Consider the following 19,802-nt stretch of genomic DNA (forward strand, 5'->3'; position numbering starts at 1 on the left):
GAGACCTGCCATATGCATATTGCATACAGAATGCAGACGAGGAGGATACGAATGACCGCTAATGGCGCTGAACCGAGCGTGATTGCGCTTGCAATGGGGGATCCAGCCGGTGTCAGTCCCGAGCTGACAGCACGCCTCCTCGCTTTGCCCGATGTCAGAAAGGAAGCGCATCTCATCGTGTTTGGTGATCGCCGCATTCTGAACGAAGGTGCGCATATTGCGGGTGTTGAGCTTGATCTTCAGGAATCCACTCTCGAAAATGCACCGAACATGCCGGTCGGCAAGCACGTCTTCATTGACTTGAGGAATCTCGATCCGAAGGATGTTGTGCGCAGTGAAGCCACGCTGGTCGGTGGAACTTTTGCAACCCAGAACTTTCGTACTGCATTGGAATTTGCCGATGCCGGGCATGCACAGGCTGTTTGCTTTACGCCGTTCAACAAGCAGGCCATGCGGTTCGCCTATCCAGGTTATGACGACGAAATCCGCTTTGTTGCCGATGTGCTGGGCTTCAAAGGCAAGGTGCGTGAGTTCAATGTTCTGGAGAAAGTCTGGAACGCACGCGTGACGTCGCATATTCCACTCAAGGATGTAGCTGCGACCTTGACTGTTGAAGGAATTCTCGCCGAGCTGGAACTGGCCTGGTTTTGCTTGAAGAAGGCGGGATATGACAATCCGAAGATCGCAGTGGCCGGACTCAATCCGCATGCCGGTGATGGCGGCAGCTTTGGCATGGAAGAAATTGACATCATTGAGCCTGCAGTCAAGGCGGCGAAGGCCAAGGGGTTCGATGTCGATGGTCCGTTTCCGGCTGACACAGTATTTCTGCGCGCGCTGAAGGATGGCTTTCAGGCGGTGCTGACCATGTATCACGATCAGGGGCAGATCGCGATGAAGCTTATGGGCTTCGACAAAGGTGTGACAATGATGGGCGGATTGCCGTTCCCCCTTTGCACTCCTGCTCACGGCACTGCCTACGATATTGCCGGGAAGGGCGTCGCCGACGTGGGGGCCACGCGCGAAGCGATCCTGCTCGCGGCACGAATGGCGAAAAGAGCAGCTGCACTTTCAGACGCGGCCTGATTTTCGACATTTTGACACTATCGGCATGGGGGGAGGCCTGTGCCGCTTAACTGGGAGGATGGACCATGAAGAAGTCTTTGCATATCGCGTGCCTGGCGGCAGGTGTGGCAATAATCGCATCATCTGCTTTGGCATTCGAGCCGATACGGCCTGTGGAGTTTGTCGTGACTGCCGGACCGGGCGGTGGCACGGATATTTTCACGCGTACGATCCAGTCTATCATCGGTAAATATGATCTGATGAGCGCGCCAATCGTTGTCACAAACAAAGGCAGCGCAGGCGGGGCGGAAGGCTTTGTCTATACTGCTGGCTATAAGGGCGATCCTTACAAGCTCGCATTCGGAACCAACAACGCCTACCTTCTGCCAGTGCGCGCCAAAGTTCCTTATAAATCGACAGATTTGCTCCCCGTCTCGGCGCTTGCTTCGGATGAATTCATTCTTTGGGTCAATGGAAAGTCCGACTTCAAGACAGCCGCAGAGTTTATCGCCAAGGCGAAAGATGATGCGGGCATGAAGGTTGGCGGCAGCCAGTCCAAGGACGTTGACCAGATTCTGACATCCATGATCAACGATGCCACAGGCTCAAAGCTTGGCTATATCCCGTTCAAAAGCGGTGGCGAAGCCGCCGTTCAGCTTGCGGGCGAGCATATCGCGGCCAATGTCAACAATCCGAGTGAGAACCTCGGTCAATGGCAGGCGGGTATGGTGAAGCCACTTTGTGTTTTCAAGGGAGAAAAGCTCAAGGGTGACGGCAAGGTTGCTGGCGACATGGGCTGGAGCGACATCCCGACCTGCAAGGAAGCAGGAATTACAATCGAAAATTACTCCATGCCACGCACCGTATGGCTTCCAGCCGGCGTCGATCAGGACGTCGTCGATTACTATGCAGGCGTACTCAAGAAGGTTGCAGAGACACCTGAATGGGCGAAGTATCTTGCCGATAGTTCGCAATCTTCCGCCTATATGAGCGGTGGTGAACTCTCATCCTTTATCAAGAACGATGAAACAGCGGTAACAGCCGTGCTCAAGCGTGAAGGCTGGCTCGCCAACTGACGTTTTGTGCATTCATGCAGACGCCGATGGCGTCTGCATCATTCATCAAAGGGGTTCATCCCATGAGTGATAAAGGTGAAGGCGGCATTTCCCGCTTCGTCATCGAGACGGGCGTTGCTCTCCTGACAGGCGGGCTGGGAGCGGCGGTCTCTTTCGGCGCACAACAGGCTGGTACGGGCTGGACGGAAATGGGGCCGGATGCGGGTTATTTTCCGTTCTACATCGGGCTGCTGATCATGTTCGGAAGTGCGGTCAATCTCGGTGTGGCATTTGTAAAACATCGCGGTAGCGGGGAAGTCTTCGTTGAACTCTCCCGGCTGAAACCGGTTTTCGGTTTCGCCTTGCCGCTCGTTGCCTTCGCTGCCATATCCTCGGTTCTCGGGTTGTATGTCGGCACGGCACTCTACATCGCTGGAGCGATGATGTTTCAGGGACGCTACAAGTGGTGGGCTTCCATATCAGCCGGTATCGCCATTTCCCTGTTCTTTTTCGTCATTTTTGAAATCGGCTTCAAGGTTCCGCTCCTTAAAGGCCCGGTCGAGGCTTTCTTCGGCATTTATTGATACCGGAAAGTCCGATGTCTTTGGAGGAAAGACATGGAAAACTTCAGTCTCTTGATGGATGGCTTCGCCCATATACTCAGTTTCAATCATGTTCTGTTGATGATGCTGGGTGTGACGCTTGGAATTCTGGTTGGCGTCTTGCCGGGATTGGGCGCGCCCAATGGCGTTTCCCTGCTTTTGCCGCTGACATTCACGATGGACCCTATTTCCGCGATTATTCTGCTTTCCTGTATGTATTGGGGAGCATTGTTCGGCGGATCGACAACGTCCATTCTGTTCAATATTCCAGGCGAGCCTTCCTCTGTTGCCACCACGTTCGATGGTTATCCGATGGCGAAGGCCGGACATGCGAGCCGCGCTTTGACGCTGGCATTCGTTTCCGCTGGTATCGGAGCACTGGCGGGCGTGGTGATGATTACACTGCTCTCCAGTTGGGTTGCCAATTTCGCCCTGCGGTTTTCATCGCCGGAATATTTCGCTGTTTATTTTCTGGCTTTTGCCAGCTTCATATCCATGGGCGCTCAATCGCCCTTCAAGACGCTCGTTTCCATGATGATCGGTTTTGCTTTTGCTTCGGTGGGCATGGATACGATCTCGGGCAATTTGCGCCTGACATTCGAGATACCGGAACTCATCAAGGGTATTTCCTTTCTGATTGCAGTGATGGGCCTGTTCGGGATCGGCGAATTGTTGCTGACGACGGAAGAGGGGTTACGCTTTGATGGAATCAAGGCGCGGGTGCGTCTCGGTGAGATTGGGCGTACGCTGCTGGAAATGCCGCGCTACTGGTTTACGCTTGCACGATCGACGCTGATCGGTATCTGGATGGGCATAACACCCGCCGGGCCAACGGCCGCATCCTTTATGAGCTATGGCGTGGCCCGTCGTTCCGCCCGTGATAAATCGAAGTTCGGCAAGGGAGACCCTCGCGGTATCGTGGCACCGGAAACCGCTGACCATTCAGCCGGTACATCTGCGCTTCTCCCGATGCTTGCGCTTGGCGTGCCGGGTTCGGCTACCGCTGCTGTGATGATGGGCGGCCTGATGATCTGGGGCCTCACTCCCGGCCCGACATTGTTCACGGATCGTCCGGATTTCGTGTGGGGCCTGATTGCGTCCATGTATCTTGGCAATATCGTCGCCGTTATTCTGGTACTCGCGACCGTGCCGCTCTACGCATCTATTCTGCGCGTGCCGTTCTCGATCATCGGACCGATCATTGTTGCGGTCATTTTCTCCGGTGCCTATCAGGTCGCCAACTCGATAACCGACGTCTGGCTGGTTATCGCATTCGGGGCGCTGGGTTATATCTTCAAGAAACTAGATTATCCGCTGGCGCCGTTGGTTCTCGCCATGGTTCTCGGAGACAAGGCAGAAGATGCATTCCGTCAGTCGATGATGATGTCCGGCGGCGAACTTTCCATATTCTGGTCGAATGGCTTGGTTGCGTCGTTAATGACGCTCGGCGTCTTCCTGCTTGTTTCTCCCGCCATCTTCTGGGGTATTGCCAAACTGCGCAGCCGAAAAACCGAAATTTCCTCCGGTAACAGCAATATGGCGTGACTTTGATGGATCACACAAAAGAACAGGAACACAAGTTGAAACAGACGACATCCAAATGGACACGTGAAACCTGGCCGATTGCAGCGGCGATGATCCAGTATCCCAATATGCTGCCGGATGGCAGTTCGGTGCAGGATCAGTCGCCAGAAGATTGGGCGCGCACTTTGTCTGACGTTGCGGATGCAGGGTTTACCGAACTCGATCCAACTGACAGCTGGTTGCGGCTGGCGGATTTGTCCCCGGCCCGTCTTAACGAGTTTATGTCGGTCGCCAAATCGCTTGGCTTCACGATACCTGCGATTTCCACCTCGCGGCGCAGCGTGATCGATGCACGACACGGCGACGAATATCTGGCCTATGGGCACAAGGTCATCGACACGGCCAAGGAAGTCGGCGCCAGTTGCGTTTCCTTCGGGCTTTTTGAACCGCTGACGGACGCGCAGAAACAGGCATTGTGGTTCTGGACGGTCGATGGAGCGAAGAATCCTGACGATCCGGCTATCTGGAACAAGGCTGTTGAACGCATTCGCGAACTCGGTCGCCACGCAGAGGAGCTTGGTATAGAGCTGTCGCTTGAAATGTACGAGGATACTTATCTCGGCACTGCGGACAGCGCAGTTCGTTTTGTCGAGGACGTGGGTCTCGAAAATGTTGGGATCAATGCCGATCTGGGTAATCTCATTCGTCTGCACCGCCCCGTCGAGCATTGGCAGAAGATGATGGAGAAGGTCGCGCCTTACGCAAAGTTCTGGCACGTCAAGAACTACACCCGTACAGAAGATCCAGCGTCCGGTGTCATCGTCACGCATCCTGCTCCCCTTGAAAGCGGGATCATCAATTATCGTGCAGCGATCAGAATGGCGCTGGATCACGGATTTGCCAGTCCGCTATTATGTGAACATTATGGAGGCGACGGGCTTTCCGTTGCGGCAACAAATCGTGACTACCTACGCCGCATCCTGCCTCGCGGCTAATGACCCAGATTAAGGACTGTTTTAATGACGACCATTTTCGACGCGCCGGAGGAGTTTGCCTCGACCGCTCTTGCCGGTTTTGCCAGTATCTTTAGCCGCTATGTTCGCCACGTGCGTGGCGGCGTTGTGCGCTCCACAAAGGTGCCTCACGGCAAGGTCGCTGTTGTCGTGGGCGGCGGCTCTGGCCATTACCCTGCATTTGCCGGATATGTGGGGCCGGGACTCGCGGATGCAGCCGTTGCCGGTGACGTATTTGCGTCACCTTCCACGGCGGCGGTGGCGCGTATCTGCCGGCAGGCGCATAAGGGCGGCGGTATTCTATTGGGCTTCGGCAATTACGCCGGGGACGTCCTCAATTTTGGCGTGGCCGCCGAACGTCTGCGTGCCGAGGGTATCGACGTCCGCATCGTGCCCGTGACCGATGATGTGGCTAGCGCGTCGATGGATATGCACGAGAAGCGGCGCGGCATTGCTGGTGATCTGGTCGTGTTCAAGATTGCCGGTGCCGCTGCTGAGGCTGGTCTGTCACTGGATGAGGTTGAACGCCTTGCACGTCTCGCGAATGCTAATACTGTGTCTTTCGGTGTTGCCTTCAAAGGCTGTACTTTGCCTGGCGCTCCGCACCCGCTCTTTACCGTACCGGAAGGCCAGATGGCGCTTGGTCTCGGCATTCATGGCGAACCGGGGATCAAGGAAGAGGCGATCCTGCCTGCCTCCGGTCTGGCAAACCTGCTGGTTGAGAAACTTCTGGCGGAACGCCCCGAAGGAACGCAAAAAGTTGGCGTTATCCTGAACGGTCTTGGTGCGACCAAATATGAAGAACTGTTCGTCTTGTGGACGGCGTTTGCGTCGCTGCTGGAAAAAGCTGATCTTCACGTTGTCGCTCCGGAAGCTGGTGAGTTTGTTACCAGTCTCGACATGCAAGGCTGCTCGTTGACCCTTCTTTGGCTCGATGACGAACTCGAGCGCTATTGGACGGCAGCTTGCGATACGCCGGTTCTGCGTCGCGGCGAAGCAATCGCAGTCGAGCCTGCGGATGATGTCATTGCCAACGAGGATGCGGTTTCTGTTTTTGCTCCAGCCGATGAGGCGGGGCAGGCCGGTGGCATTTGCATTCAGGGTATTTTGCACGCTGTCGCCGACGTACTGGTCGAGGCCGAAGAAGAACTTGGTCGTATCGATGCTTTTGCAGGCGACGGCGATCATGGACAAGGTATGCGTCGAGGCTCTGCGGCTGCAAAAGATGCAGCGGATCAGGCTGTTAAGGCAGGTGCCGGTGCCGCAAGCGTATTGGCTGTGGCAGGCGACGCCTGGGCAGACCGGGCCGGAGGAACATCTGGGGCGCTATGGGGTCTTCTAGTGCGCTCTTGGAGCACAGAGCTTTCCGATAATGGCAAGATGGAGGATGGTGCGGTCGTTCGCGGCGGCAGACGCGCGCTTGATTCAGTGACAACCCTTGGCGGGGCTAAACCAGGCGACAAGACATTGGTTGATGCGTTTGTTCCTTTCGTGGAAACGCTCGAAAGGGCGTTTGCATCTGGCAAGACGTTGGCCGATGCCTGGAACAATGCTGCAGAGACTGCAAAGGCGGCGGCAGACGCGACGGCGCCACTTGTGCCGAAACTCGGTCGAGCAAGACCCTTGGCTGAGAAGAGCATCGGACATGCGGATGCAGGGGCCATTTCGCTGGCGCTGGTCGCGAAAACCGTCGGCAGGAAGCTGAGTTAATTTTCTATGCCATGGGGTTCTATGTCGTTTCCAGCTCGGTGCCCGATTCAATGATGATTTGAACATCCAAGCCTTGGCTGATGTATTGTAAGCCTCCCGCTCTTTTACGAGTGGGCGGCAGCGTTGAGCGGGGCAACCCGCATCGATGCAAAAACTGAATATCGATCAATCACCTACTTCGGCCTTGGGGTGACTGAGCGCGGAAACGCCCGATGTTAACTCCTGGCCCGATTTGTGGAGGCGCGTGGCATACGAGAACGCGCCTGCGAAGCCGTTACGAACTGTCCGGCAACCGCATCAGATACTGGCACGACACCGGTTTCATCCTCGATGGCAATTTGATCAATGACATTTTTCATCACGCCGGGATGATCTTCTATCGTCGCCGATGATAGGTTGTGCGCAGCGCACAACGAGACGAAAGATTGGTGGTGACGCCAAAGCCGCGATGTATAAACCTAAGGTTTTATAAAATCTGTAACGTTTCAGAAAATGATTTGGAAAGTAATGGGCATTCTCTTTATCAAGGAGCTCTGGCACTATCGCGTGACCAAAAAATTGGGAAGAAATAGGATATTAATCTGCTAATTCAGTGAGTTATGATCATTTCCAAATTAAACTCTTGCAATGCAGATGGTTTTGAATACGATACCTGTAACGTTTCAGATTTGGGAGGAGATGAAATGTATCGATTGAAGTTCGCGACGTTGGTCGCATCGGTGTGCTGCGTAATGACCGGATCGGCATTCGCGGCCGATCTTGAAGTGACGCATTGGTGGACTTCGGGCGGCGAAGCGGCTGCGGTCAAGGTTCTGGCTGAAAAATTCAATACGCTCGGTGGGGATAAGTGGGTCGATGGTGCCATCGCCGGCAGTGGCTCTACGGCGCGTCCCATCATCATCAGCCGTATTTTGGGCGGTAATCCGATGGGCGCCACCCAGCTCAATCACGGACGGCAGGCGGAAGAACTGGTTCAGGGCGGTTTGATGACCGATCTCACTGAACTCGCTGAAAAGGAAGGATGGGCCGATTTTATACGCCCGAAGAGCCTGCTTGAATCCTGTACCTATGAGCGGCGTCTTTATTGTGTGCCATTGAACATTCATTCTTGGGAATGGATGTGGATCAACCCGCAAGCCTTTCGAGACGCTGGCGCAGAACCGCCGAAAAACTGGAGCGACCTCGTTGCTGCGGGGCCAAAGCTCAAGGAAAAGAACATCGTGCCGCTGGCTACCGGTGATGGATGGCAAGTGAACGGCATGTTGACGGTTTTGACGACAGCCATTGGTGGCAAGGACCTCTACCTCAAAGTCAATAAGGACAAGGATGCCGAAGCGGCGCGCGGTCCTGAAATGAAGAAGGTTTTCGAGGCGCTGGCTGAGGCACGCGGGCTGGCTGATCCCGGTTATGTCGGTCGCTCATGGAACGAAGCCACGAATATGGTGCTGACAGGCCGGGCCGGTACTCAGATCATGGGCGACTGGGCGCAGGGCGAATTCGGCACGGCGGGCAAGGTTGCCGGGAAAGACTATGACTGTTTGCCGGGGCTCGGCGTCCATCAATATCTCGATACGGGTGGCGATGCGATATACTTCCCCAAGAATAAGGATCCAGAAGTCACTAAGGCCCAGCTCAAATTGGCGAGCATGCTCGTTTCCAAGGAAACGCAGGTGGCTTTCAATCTCGCAAAAGGATCGCTGCCGATCCGTGGCGACATCGACCTCGATACGGCTTCGAGCTGCATGCGCGCAGGCATTGATATCCTGAAGAATCCCGACAATATCGTTCCGTCGGTTGAGCAGTTGCGTGCGCCCGACACGCAGGGGCAGATCGAAAGCCTTTCGGCGGAATTCTTTTCTAATCCCGATATGACGGTCGATGATATCCAGGAACGTTTTGCGGAGATCATCGAACAGGCGCATTAGCTCGGTTGCAAGGTCTGGCATTGCTTTGAGGAGGGCAGTGCCGGATTTTCCGGCAATGGGACAGGGAGGATAACATGGCCGTTATAGAAGAGGGCAGTCGCAGAAAGCCCTCCGGAATGTTTCGCAATCTGAATGCGAAAATTGCAGCACTTCCAATGATTGCGACTGTTCTCGTGGTCTTTATCGGTTGTACACTCTGGACCGTCGCCTATTCCTTCACGTCCTCCAAATCGTTGCCGGTATGGAATTTTGTCGGCTTCGATCAATATGTCAGGCTCTTCGGCGCTTCCCGCTGGCATGTGTCTGTCCGCAATCTGGCAATCTACGGTGTTCTCTGCATGGGGTTCTCACTGGTGGTTGGCTTTTTGCTGGCGGCGCTGATGGACCAGAAGATCCGTTTCGAGAATACGTTTCGAACGATCTTTCTTTATCCTTATGCGTTGTCATTCATTGTGACCGGACTTGTCTGGCAATGGATATTCAACCCTCAACTGGGGTTGGAAAAAGTCATTCGCGATATAGGGTTCGACAGTTTTCAAATGGCGATCCTGTCAAGCCGAACCTATGTCATCTACGCAATCGTTATCGCCGGGCTTTGGCAGATGACCGGACTGGTGATGGTCCTGATGCTGGCCGGATTGCGCAATGTGGATGATGAAATCTGGAAGGCCGCCCGTGTCGACGGCATTCCCAAGTGGAAAGCCTATCTCTTCATCATTCTGCCTATGATGCGCCCGGTGCTGGTAACGACAGTGGTGCTGATCGCGACCGGCATTGTGAAACTCTATGATCTGGTTGTCGCCATGACCAATGGTGGTCCGGGGATAGCGTCGGAAGTGCCAGCCAAATATGTCTACGATTTCATGTTCGGCTGGGCCAATCTTGGACAGGGGCTTGCCGCTTCGACGGTCATGCTCACCACCGTCCTCATCATCCTCGTCCCATGGACCATGCTCGAATACAGCCGGAGGAAAGCGCGATGACGGAAGCAGTGCTGAACCGGAAAATGGAAACTGCGCTGGAGCGAACCGAAATTCCTACGGGTGTGGCGCAAGGTAGTGCTGCGCAGCCCTGGGGGCGCAAGCCGAAACGGCGCTTTGCCCCTACGACCATCATGCTCTACTGCATATTGTTTGTAGCCGCTGTTTACTACCTTTTGCCACTCTATGTGATGGTTGTGACCTCATTGAAGGGCATGCCGGAAATACGCCTCGGCAATATCTTTGCACCACCCGTCGAAGTCACGTTCGAACCGTGGGTCAAGGCATGGAGCCAGGCCTGCACCGGCCTTTATTGCGAAGGCATACGCGCCGGGTTCTGGAACTCCGTCAAGATCACCGTGCCAAGTGTCATCGTGTCCATCGCCATTGCTTCGGTCAATGGATACGCCTTGGCGAACTGGAAGTTCAAAGGATCGGAAATCTTCTTTTCGATCCTGTTGTTCGGGGCGTTTATTCCTTATCAGGTCATGCTTTATCCGCTGGTCATCATAACGCGGGAGCTTGGCATATTTGGCACGCTGGCAGGCGTGGTGTTCGTCCACACGATTTTTGGCATGCCTATACTGACGCTACTGTTCCGCAACTATTTTGCCGCCCTGCCGCCCGAGCTCTTCAAAGCCGCGCGGGTAGACGGCGCCGGGTTCTGGCGCATCTTTTTTCAAATCATGCTGCCAATGTCGTTCCCCATATTCGTGGTTGCGATCATTCTGCAGGTGACCGGAATCTGGAACGATTTTCTGTTCGGCGTCGTGTTCGCAGGGACACAGAATTTTCCGATGACCGTTCAGCTCAACAATATCGTCAACTCCATGCAGGGTGTGAAGGAATATAACATCAATATGGCCGCCACCATTCTGACAGGCGCCGTACCTTTGTTCGTTTACTTCGTATCGGGCCGTTACTTCGTACGCGGTATCGCTGCGGGCGCAGTGAAAGGATGAACCTCATGAATTCCAGTGTCTCTATTCAGGATCTGTCGCTCGATTTCGGTTCCGTCAACGTTCTGCAAAATCTCAATCTGGAAATCGGCGAGGGCGAGTTCCTCGTGCTTCTGGGGCCATCCGGTTGCGGCAAGTCGACTTTGCTGAACTGTGTAGCAGGTCTGCTCGATATTTCCGAGGGCAGCATCTTTATCAAAGGGCGCAATGTCACATGGCAAGAGCCCAAGGATCGCGGCATCGGCATGGTGTTCCAGTCTTATGCGCTTTATCCGCAAATGACTGTTGAGAAGAACCTGTCTTTCGGTTTGCGCGTCGCGGGCCTGCCCAAGGCCGAGATCGACAAGCGCATTAAACGCGCCGCCGAAATTCTCCAGATTGAACCATTGCTGCAAAGGAAACCCTCGGCCTTGTCGGGGGGCCAACGGCAGCGCGTCGCTATCGGGCGGGCGCTTGTTCGCGATGTCGATGTGTTCCTGTTCGACGAGCCGCTTTCCAATCTCGATGCCAAACTGCGTTCCGAGTTGCGTGTCGAAATCAAACGCCTGCACCAGAAGCTTGGCAATACGATGATCTACGTTACCCATGACCAGATCGAAGCCTTGACACTGGCCGATCGTATCGCCGTGATGAAAGGCGGCGTCGTCCAGCAGCTTGACGACCCGCTGACAATCTACAATCGCCCGAAAAACCGTTTTGTTGCCGGTTTTCTGGGGTCGCCTTCCATGAATTTCTTTTCCGGCGAAATCGCTTCGCGAAGCGGCAAGCCGGTCTTCCACATAGGCGAAGCCGCGGTGCAACTCGACGGTTATGACGGTGCGCTGGAACAAGGGCGGAAGGTGACGCTGGGTGTCCGACCCGAACATATCAAGCTTGATGTCGCAGACGGGTTCGAGGCCACGGTCGATCTGGATGAGCCGATGGGCGCGGATAGTCTGGTTTGGCTCAAGCTAAACGGACATGCGCTGTCTGCGCGTGTCGAGGCCGGCAAGCGTTATCGGGCAGGCGATAGGGTCAGGATCGGCTTCAAAGCCGACGCCCTGTCGCTATTCGATTCTCAGTCTGAGGAAAGGCTCTAGATGAACAGCTACGCACACGCGCGATAGCGCTTCCATCATATGTGAAACGACTGACGTTCAAGAGACGGCACGAAGAATTCGCGCCGTGACGGGAGAGCTTGTCTCGTCGAAATCCGGTTAAAATTCAGGATCAGGTTCAAAGGATGAAAGACATGAATGGTTATTCCTATCAACTCTACAGCTCCCGCAATTTCCAACCTTTAGAGCGAACTTTGACCATGCTGCGCGATCTCGGCTACAGCAGGGTCGAAGGATATGGCGGCATCTATGCCGATCCGGCGCAACTGAAGAAAAATCTGGATACGTTCGGACTGTCCATGCCGACCGGTCATTTTGGCCTCGATATGCTGGAAAACGAAGTCGACCGTGTTCTGGAGATCGCAAAGGTTGCCGATATGAAAGCAATCTTTTGTCCCTATCTCGACGCGGATCGCCGTCCGGATACGGTTGCAGGCTGGCAGGCGTTCGGCAAACGGCTTGCCGCTGCCGGTGAACCCTATCGCAAGGCAGGCTACGCGTTCGGCTGGCACAATCACGATTTCGAGTTTCGGGTGCTGCCGGACGGCTCGGTTCCGCAAGAACATATTCTCGATGCGTCGCCGGAACTCGCATGGGAGGCCGATATAGCCTGGATCATCAAGGGCGGGGCCGACCCTCTTCGATGGATCGAACGCTATGGTGACCGCATCCTCGCTGTGCACGTCAAGGATATTGCGGTTAGCGGTGAAAAGACCAACGAGGACGGTTGGGAAGATGTGGGCCATGGAACGGTCGATTGGGCTGGATTGTTCGCAGCCCTGCGCAAAACGCCGGTGCGCTATTTCGTGATGGAACACGATAATCCATCGGACGATACGCGGTTTGCCAGCCGTTCCATCGAAACCGTAAAGACACTTTGATCTGGAGAAGAAAATGACGAACATACTTGGTGTCGGCATTATCGGTTGCGGAAATATATCGGCGGCCTATCTGCGGCTTTCGCCGATGTTTCGATCCATTGAAATTCGCGCATGTGCCGATATTAATCCAGCGGCGGCCAAGGCGCGCGCTGTAGAATTTGGCATAAAGACTCAGACCATCGATGAATTGCTGCAGAATGACGACATCGATATCGTCGTCAACCTGACTATTCCTGATGCGCATTACGCCGTCACAAAACAGATACTGGCCGCAGGCAAGCACGCCTATTCGGAAAAGCCGTTGGTTTTGTCCATGGAACAGGGGCTTGAACTGAAGGCGCTCGCCGATGGTGGCGGCCTCAAAGTGGGCTGCGCTCCCGACACATTTCTTGGTGGAGCGCATCAGCTTGCCCGGCGTGAAGTCGATCGTGGTCATGTCGGACGCATCACATCGGGCACTTGCCATGTCATGAGCCATGGCATGGAGCACTGGCACCCGAACCCGGATTTCTTCTTCAAGCGCGGCGGTGGTCCCATCCTCGATCTGGGGCCCTATTACATTGCCAATCTGATCAACCTGATCGGTCCGGTAAAACGGGTTGCGGCGCTGACCTCAGCCGCGACGCCGACGCGGACTATCCTGTCGGAGCCACGCAACGGTGAAACCATCCCGGTCGAAACCCCAACCACCATCCATGCGCTCCTTGAGTTTGAACAAGGCGCGACAATCACATTGTCTGCAAGCTGGGATGTCTGGTCGCATCGCCATGCAAATATGGAACTATATGGCACGGAAGGATCGCTCTATCTGCCCGATCCGAACTTCTTTGGCGGTGACGTGCAGGTGGTAAAACCGGGTCAGCCTGCGACGACTGTTGAAAATTGGAGCCATCCATTTGGCATTGCGAATGAAGAACATTCCAATGGCATGATGGCGAATTATCGTACAGCCGGATTGGCCGACATGGCGACTTCTATTCTGGAAGGCCGTGACATGCGCTGTTCGCTTGAACGCGCCTTGCATGGTGTCGATGTCATGCTCGCCATTCTCAAATCGGGCGAGGAGGGGCGTTTCGTTGAGGTGGCGACAACGTGCACCAGACCTGAAGCGCTTGATATTGCCGCCGCCGAGGCTTTACTGCTTCCGGCACAAGCCGAAGCAAAGCGGGCAATAAGCTAGCTTCTTCTTTTCTCGAATAGCGCAAGCCGTTCGATCGTCGGAACGGCTTGTAGCTCAACTTGTGCTTTCATTATCCTATCGTCTGGAGCGATTTTATATCCGCTCCATTGATGCGCCCCAAAATCGCCTTGCCGAGCTGTTGCCCGGCCAGTTTGAAACTTTCCTCCACCACAATCAGGCCGGGGCGGAACCAGCGTAGAATTTGAGTGGACTGCTTCGCCGCAACATCAACTTCCTGACCGATATGCAATCCGGCATCTTCAATGCCCGCAACAACAGCCAATGCTGCTGCGCTGCCTGAACATATGATGCCATCGGGGCGATCAAGGCTTTTCATCAGATCGGCGATATAAACACGAAGATATTCAAGTGGTGTATCGAGATCAACACCTTCTAATGGCGAACCGAAGCAACCAAATTCCCGCAACCCTTCATAAAACCCATTGACCATATGGCGGTAATAGGTCAGCTGCGCTGGAGGGGTCAACAACACAAGCTTTTTGCGCCCGCGAGCGCATAGCTCCCCCACCATCCTTCGGGCAAATGCTTGATTATCGAAGTCGTGATATGGATGGTCAATGCCTGCATCCGTTCGCCCGTGGGTAGCGAATGGAAAATCATGCTCGATCAGATAGTGCACGCGCTGATCGTCGGGCTCGGTACGTGAAAAAATGATACCGTCAGCGGAGCCGGTCTCTACGATATAGCGTATGGGCTCAATGGGCGCTCTGGAGTCGAAATAGGGAGTCACGATCAGATGATATTGGGTCTCGGCCAAAACGTCGGCCACGCCATGAATGACCTGACTGGTAAAGCCCATGATTTCGTCCTGTGTATTGAGGACAAGTGCGATGACGTTCGTCTTGCCTGTGCGCAGTCGCACTCCCGCCCGGTTGGGGCGATAACCGATTTGGCGCGCAATAAGCTGAACGCGTTTTCGGGTTTCAGGACCGATTTCAGGAGCATCTTTCAAAGCGCGCGAAACGGTCGTGACACCGAGCCCAGTCATGAACGCGATCGTCTTCAAAGTGGGCCGGTCATTCTCGTGGAATGATGTTGCCGGATTAAGTGGCTTCGAAGCGCCAGAACCTCGTTTGTCATTCATGCGCATTCTGTCCAAAAACAAAGGTCAATACAGGAGTTAACACCCAAACCATATTGTGCTGAACAACGAACGACAAGAACTAGTTAGAGCGTTAATATCGCAAACTATTTTCAACGACCACAGATGGGATTTTTAGGTTTGCCATACGGTTTGTATCTGACGGTGTTGTGACCCGGAAGATCGCGCGATGGACGGCACATGTGCTGAGCATTCATGCACAGGGAGGCTATCAGCCTGCAATACCGTTATACCGCGCCGCTTGTCGAGCCGGCGCTTCTGGCGATCATGTTTCACCGTATGGCTTTCAGGAGGGTGGCATAGATCCGGTTTAAAGATGTTTCGATAATATTCGCCCAAGCAATCAAGGCGATTTATGTGATATTTTAGATACATTAAGATATTAGAATTTTGATGGTTGCCTTTCCCCGCCAACGACCGGCGCGTGTATTTTTCAACCGAAGTCGATGTTTTCTAACGATAAAAGCTGAGTAATTTATGCATGTTTATTTTGTCCGCCTAGAATTCTTCTAAATCATTGTGATTGCGCGATATTTTTCGGACCTCTATGGCGTGAGACAGCTGCTATTTCGCAAATGCGGCTGTAAACATGTTGTCTGGAGCGCGCGAAGGAATGACTTCCCGGTTTTGGGATCTGACTGAACTTTATGAGAGCGAGCAGATTAGTCTGCGGACTTTTGTGCGTCGTATTGTCGGAAACGCCGCCGCAGCCGAAGATGTCGTTCAGCAGGCCTTCCTGAACCTGCTTTCCCACTATGACAATGCGGCACAGGTGCCGGGTCCCGCTTATGTGAAGCGCACAGCGCGCAATCTTGCGCTTAATCACTTACGTGACGCCCGTCGCAGGGCGGATGTGGAGTTGGAAGACGACGCGCCGGAGCGTTACGCCGACGGCACGCCTTCGCCGGAAATGACGGCGCTATTTCGCAGCGAGCTGCGACGTCTTTTGCAGGCCATCGCGGATTTGCCGCCCCGCCGCCGTCAGGCTTTCGTCCTCAATAGGATCGAAGGCCTCACTTACGATGAAGTGGCCGCGCGTATGGGAATTTCGCGCAATACGGTTATAACCCAGATTGTGGCGGCTCTGGCCGAACTCGACAAACGGCTCTCCGCATAGGAAGAGCCAAGGCAGTTGTGGACAGGCATGAAGGATTTCGAGACTGACCCGGTTTTCATGAAAGCGCTGGAATGGTTCGTGCTTTTGCAGGACAAAGCCGTTAGCGCCGATGACCGGCGTGCGTTCTCGGTCTGGATGGCGTCCGATCCGGCCCACCAGCTTGCTTATGAGCGTGCGCAAGCTCTGTGGCAGCGCTTTGATGCCGTGAAACCGGAATATGATAGGTACAAAGGATCGAACCGTGTCAGCAGGCGCGGGGTCGTTCTGGGCGGCTTCGCGGCGCTGGTACTGGCGCCCGGTGGCTATATGCTGTCGCGCCCCGGCTTGTTTGCGACCTACAAGACGGATGTGGGCGAGCGCCGAAGCTTTACCCTTGCCGATGGCAGCACGGTGGAGCTTGGCAGTTATTCCGCCCTTTCGGTCGAATTTTCGGACAAGCGCCGCGATCTGGTGCTGCATCAGGGACAGGGCTTCTTTCAGGTTGCCGCCGATGCGACGCGCCCTTTCGTGGTTTCCGCCAAAGGTGGCACAATTACCGCGCTTGGCACAGCCTTCGATGTCAAGCTGGACGAAGATGCCGTGACCGTTTCCGTTGTTGAACATGCCGTGTCGGTGGCCTTTGGTGATGCTGCGCCAGTTCGACTTGATGAAGGCTGGCAGCTGACGTTCATTGGTGGCACTATCGCCGCGCCGCATCGCTCTGACAGTCAGATCGTCGAAGCATGGCGCAATGATCGCGTTATCTTTGAAGATGTACCGCTGCGCCGTGTGCTAACGGAACTCGAACGTTATCGCCGGGGCAGGATTTTCCTGACCGATGCCGAAATAGGCAATATGCCGGTGACGGCGATCTTCGATACCCGCGATGCGGAAGCGGCGCTTGCCACCATTGCGGAAACCCTTCCCGTCAAGGTTATGAACGCTTCCGGCTGGGTAACAGTCGTCACGCGGCGTTAATATGACAAAAATTATCAAAAATATTTTCCGGACCGATCATTAGTTCGCGCTTCCGAGGTGTCTAACCATCTGAGGGGCTGCTTGGCGGCCGCCATGAAACAGAGTTTCCCGCCCGTCGGCGGGGTGTCAGACATTGGGGATTGCAGCATGCGCGTGGATAAGACGAGCGGAATTCACACAGGGATTGGCCAGGGACGCGCAGTTCTTCTTCTCAAATCGAAGCTATTCTTGGATCTTCTGGCAGCAAGCGCACTGGTTGCCGTCGTTTCGTTTGCGACCAACCCGGTCTGGGCGCAGGCCGCAGGTGCCGGGCAACAGGTGCAGCGTATATCTTTCAATATTGCGGCGCAGCCTTTGTCCAAGGCTCTGGTGCAATATTCCAATAATACCGGCGTCCAGCTTTTCTACGATGCCAATATCGTGCGCGGCAAGAATTCCACTGGCGCAAAAGGCTCGCTTACCCGCTCGGAAGCACTGAAGAGCATTCTGTCCGGCTCGGGCCTGTCCTATCGCATTCGCAGTAACACCGTGACCATTTCAGCCCAACAGGCTGGCGTGGCGGGAGCCGTGGCTGCGGACGGTTCGCTGCTTCTCGACACGATTACTCTGCAAGGCGCAGTGGCAGGCGATACATCGGGCAGCGTTGTGGTCGAAAACTCCAGAGGCGCAACCAAGACCAATACGCCCTTAATTGAAGTGCCGCAGTCGGTTTCGGTGGTCAGCCGCAAGCAGATCGAAACCCAGAATGCGCAAAGCGTGACGGAAATCCTGCGCTATGTGCCGGGCGTGACCATTGAAACCTATGGCCCCGACCCGAAAGGTTATGACTGGATCCTGATGCGTGGCTTCAACGCCCAGTCCACAAGCTCCTATCAGGATGGGCTGCGCCAGCTTTCCAACAGCTACACCTTCTTCCGCACCGATCCCTATGAGCTGGATTCGATTGAAGTGCTGCGCGGCCCAGTGTCATCGCTCTATGGCCAGAGCGATGCTGGCGGTTTGGTCAACCGCGTCACCAAGAAGCCGCAGGCCGAAGCCTTCCATGAAGCCTCGTTGGAATATGGCAGCTATAACCGCAAGCAGCTCGGCGTCGATCTGACGGGGCCGGTCAATGAAGACAAGACGCTGCTTTATCGTATGATCGGCGTGGTGCGCAAAAGCGATACGCAGTTCGAATATTCCAATGGCGACGAGGTCAAGGACGACCGCTACATGTTTGCACCGTCGCTCACCTGGGCGCCGGACGCCGACACGTCGCTGACTGTCTCCGGCCAGCTTTTGCGTGACGACAGCGGCGGCAGCGTTCTGCCCGCCACGATCAGCAATCTCTATCCGAACTCTCCGAATATTCTGGTTGGTGATCCCGACTTCAACAGAAGCGTGCAGAAGCAGGGCAGTATCGGCTATGAGTTCGAACATCATCTGAACGACACCTGGACGTTGAAGCAGAACCTGCGTTACGGTCAGGTGAGTTTCCTCCTCGACAACGTGCTGGCGCTCGGTCTCGGACCGACGGGGATTACCCGGCAGGCGCGCCGTTTCGACGAGAACATGAGCGGCTTTGTCGTAGACAATCAGGCAGTTGCCGAATTTGAAAACGGCAATATCGCGCATGAAGCGTTGCTCGGTCTTGACTATTCCTATTCCAACTCCGATGTCACGCAATATCGTGACCCGGCGCCGAGCCTCAATCCGTTCAACCCGTCTTACGGTATTCCGATCGCCGTGCCGACGACGCTGACGCAGAGCTATCGTCAGAAATACAATCAGACCGGTGTCTATGCGCAGGATCAGATTAAGTTCAACGACAGCTGGATCGTCACACTCGGCGGTCGCTATGACTGGCTGAACCTCGACAATCACAATCGTCTCGACGACAGCGATACCGACCAGAATATCGGCAAGTTCAGCGGTCGCGCCGGCATCACCTATGTCACGCCATGGGGGATCGCGCCTTATGTCAGCTATTCGGAATCCTTCGTTCCAAATCTTGGCACGGACAATAGCGGCAACACCTTCGATCCGTCGGAGGGGCGTCAGTGGGAAGCTGGCGTCAAATACCGGCCGAAGGAATTTGACGGCCTGTTCACGATGGCGTGGTTCGACATCGTGAAGTCGAATGTTGTTTCCTACAGCTACATCGATGGCCCGCAGGCAACCGGCGAGGTCCATTCACGCGGTCTGGAACTGGAAGGCAAAGTCAACCTTTCCTATGGCTGGGACTTCATTGGGTCCTATACCTACACCCATACCGAAATCACCGAAGACGCCGCTGCCTATATCGGCAAGCAGTCGACGATGGTGCCTGAACATCAGGCCTCGGCATGGCTGAATTACACATTCAACAGCGGCGCTTTGGAAGGCTTGAGCCTTGGTAGCGGCGTGCGTTATGTCGGTTCCAGCTATGGTGACAAGGCCAATACCGTCAAGGTTGACGGCCGCACTTTGGTCGACGCCGGTGTGAGCTACAAATACAAGGACATGACCTTCCAGCTCAACGCGACGAACCTTTTCGACAAGAAGTATTTCACCACCTGTGAAGATACCGTCAGCTGCTATGAAGGCGACCGCCGCTCGGTTATTGGCCGGGTGAAGGTCAGCTTCTAAGGCAACTGCT

General features: G+C 54.9%; 17 protein-coding genes. 16 read left to right on the forward strand and 1 reads right to left on the reverse strand.

From position 1 onward, the window contains the following. The first annotated feature begins 51 nt into the window (after nt 1-51). From ABWW11_RS22725 to ABWW11_RS22785, 13 genes are all read left to right on the forward strand, one after another. Nucleotides 52-1,083 carry a 4-hydroxythreonine-4-phosphate dehydrogenase PdxA gene (locus ABWW11_RS22725; RefSeq protein ID WP_319080495.1) on the forward strand — a complete coding sequence of 344 codons (1,032 nt, stop codon included), beginning with the start codon at nt 52-54 and terminating at the stop codon, nt 1,081-1,083. Nucleotides 1,084-1,148: 65 nt separating this feature from the next. Next, nucleotides 1,149-2,138 carry a Bug family tripartite tricarboxylate transporter substrate binding protein gene (locus ABWW11_RS22730; protein ID WP_109366315.1) on the forward strand — a complete coding sequence of 330 codons (990 nt, stop codon included), beginning with the start codon at nt 1,149-1,151 and terminating at the stop codon, nt 2,136-2,138. A gap of 62 nt (nt 2,139-2,200) precedes the next feature. Then, nucleotides 2,201-2,701 (forward strand): tripartite tricarboxylate transporter TctB family protein, encoded by a 501-nt coding sequence (locus ABWW11_RS22735; protein WP_109366456.1) that lies wholly within the window; start codon nt 2,201-2,203, stop codon nt 2,699-2,701. 33 nt (nt 2,702-2,734) lie between these two features. Beyond that, a complete protein-coding gene (locus ABWW11_RS22740; protein WP_109366314.1) occupies nt 2,735-4,264 on the forward strand; it encodes a tripartite tricarboxylate transporter permease in 1,530 nt (509 codons plus the stop codon). A 5-nt stretch (nt 4,265-4,269) separates the two neighbouring features. Then, complete coding sequence (locus ABWW11_RS22745) at nt 4,270-5,238, forward strand: sugar phosphate isomerase/epimerase family protein (RefSeq protein WP_319080494.1); 969 nt, start codon at nt 4,270-4,272, stop codon at nt 5,236-5,238. A 24-nt stretch (nt 5,239-5,262) separates the two neighbouring features. Then, nucleotides 5,263-6,966: a dihydroxyacetone kinase family protein gene (locus ABWW11_RS22750; protein WP_319080493.1), complete on the forward strand. Its 1,704-nt coding sequence runs from the start codon at nt 5,263-5,265 to the stop codon at nt 6,964-6,966. Nucleotides 6,967-7,178: 212 nt separating this feature from the next. Next, on the forward strand, nt 7,179-7,358 hold the full coding sequence (locus ABWW11_RS22755) for an Atu4866 domain-containing protein (protein ID WP_244597054.1): 180 nt from the start codon (nt 7,179-7,181) through the stop codon (nt 7,356-7,358). A gap of 291 nt (nt 7,359-7,649) precedes the next feature. Further along, on the forward strand, nt 7,650-8,891 hold the full coding sequence (locus ABWW11_RS22760) for an ABC transporter substrate-binding protein (RefSeq protein WP_109366311.1): 1,242 nt from the start codon (nt 7,650-7,652) through the stop codon (nt 8,889-8,891). Between the two features lie 74 nt (nt 8,892-8,965). Continuing rightward, the gene (locus ABWW11_RS22765) at nt 8,966-9,874 is read left to right on the forward strand and encodes a carbohydrate ABC transporter permease (RefSeq protein WP_109366310.1); all 909 of its coding nucleotides are present in this window, start codon (nt 8,966-8,968) and stop codon (nt 9,872-9,874) included. Further along, complete coding sequence (locus tag ABWW11_RS22770; protein ID WP_109366309.1) at nt 9,871-10,833, forward strand: carbohydrate ABC transporter permease; 963 nt, start codon at nt 9,871-9,873, stop codon at nt 10,831-10,833. The genes ABWW11_RS22765 and ABWW11_RS22770 overlap by 4 nt, the downstream gene beginning before the upstream one ends. A gap of 5 nt (nt 10,834-10,838) precedes the next feature. Beyond that, nucleotides 10,839-11,909 (forward strand): ABC transporter ATP-binding protein, encoded by a 1,071-nt coding sequence (locus tag ABWW11_RS22775; RefSeq protein ID WP_121539228.1) that lies wholly within the window; start codon nt 10,839-10,841, stop codon nt 11,907-11,909. A 152-nt stretch (nt 11,910-12,061) separates the two neighbouring features. Further along, nucleotides 12,062-12,808, forward strand: coding sequence for a sugar phosphate isomerase/epimerase family protein (locus ABWW11_RS22780; RefSeq protein WP_109366308.1), 747 nt, complete (start codon nt 12,062-12,064; stop codon nt 12,806-12,808). 13 nt (nt 12,809-12,821) lie between these two features. Next, the gene (locus ABWW11_RS22785) at nt 12,822-13,988 is read left to right on the forward strand and encodes a Gfo/Idh/MocA family protein (RefSeq protein ID WP_109366307.1); all 1,167 of its coding nucleotides are present in this window, start codon (nt 12,822-12,824) and stop codon (nt 13,986-13,988) included. 70 nt (nt 13,989-14,058) lie between these two features. On the opposite strand, the gene ABWW11_RS22790 is transcribed toward ABWW11_RS22785, so the two are convergent. Then, complete coding sequence (locus ABWW11_RS22790; RefSeq protein ID WP_109366306.1) at nt 14,059-15,093, reverse strand: LacI family transcriptional regulator; 1,035 nt, start codon at nt 15,091-15,093, stop codon at nt 14,059-14,061. 631 nt (nt 15,094-15,724) lie between these two features. Between ABWW11_RS22790 and ABWW11_RS22795 the strand changes: the two genes are divergently transcribed. From ABWW11_RS22795 to ABWW11_RS22805, 3 genes are all read left to right on the forward strand, one after another. Next, nucleotides 15,725-16,228 (forward strand): RNA polymerase sigma factor, encoded by a 504-nt coding sequence (locus ABWW11_RS22795; protein ID WP_109366305.1) that lies wholly within the window; start codon nt 15,725-15,727, stop codon nt 16,226-16,228. Between the two features lie 27 nt (nt 16,229-16,255). After that, nucleotides 16,256-17,185, forward strand: coding sequence for a FecR family protein (locus tag ABWW11_RS22800; protein ID WP_109366304.1), 930 nt, complete (start codon nt 16,256-16,258; stop codon nt 17,183-17,185). A 228-nt stretch (nt 17,186-17,413) separates the two neighbouring features. After that, entirely contained in the window at nt 17,414-19,792 is a 2,379-nt protein-coding gene (locus tag ABWW11_RS22805) for a TonB-dependent siderophore receptor (RefSeq protein WP_235859029.1), read from the forward strand. Nucleotides 19,793-19,802: the final 10 nt, after the last annotated feature.

This window comes from Brucella sp. NBRC 113783 (assembly GCF_040372265.1).
Classification (GTDB): Bacteria; Pseudomonadota; Alphaproteobacteria; order Rhizobiales; family Rhizobiaceae; genus Brucella; species Brucella teleogrylli.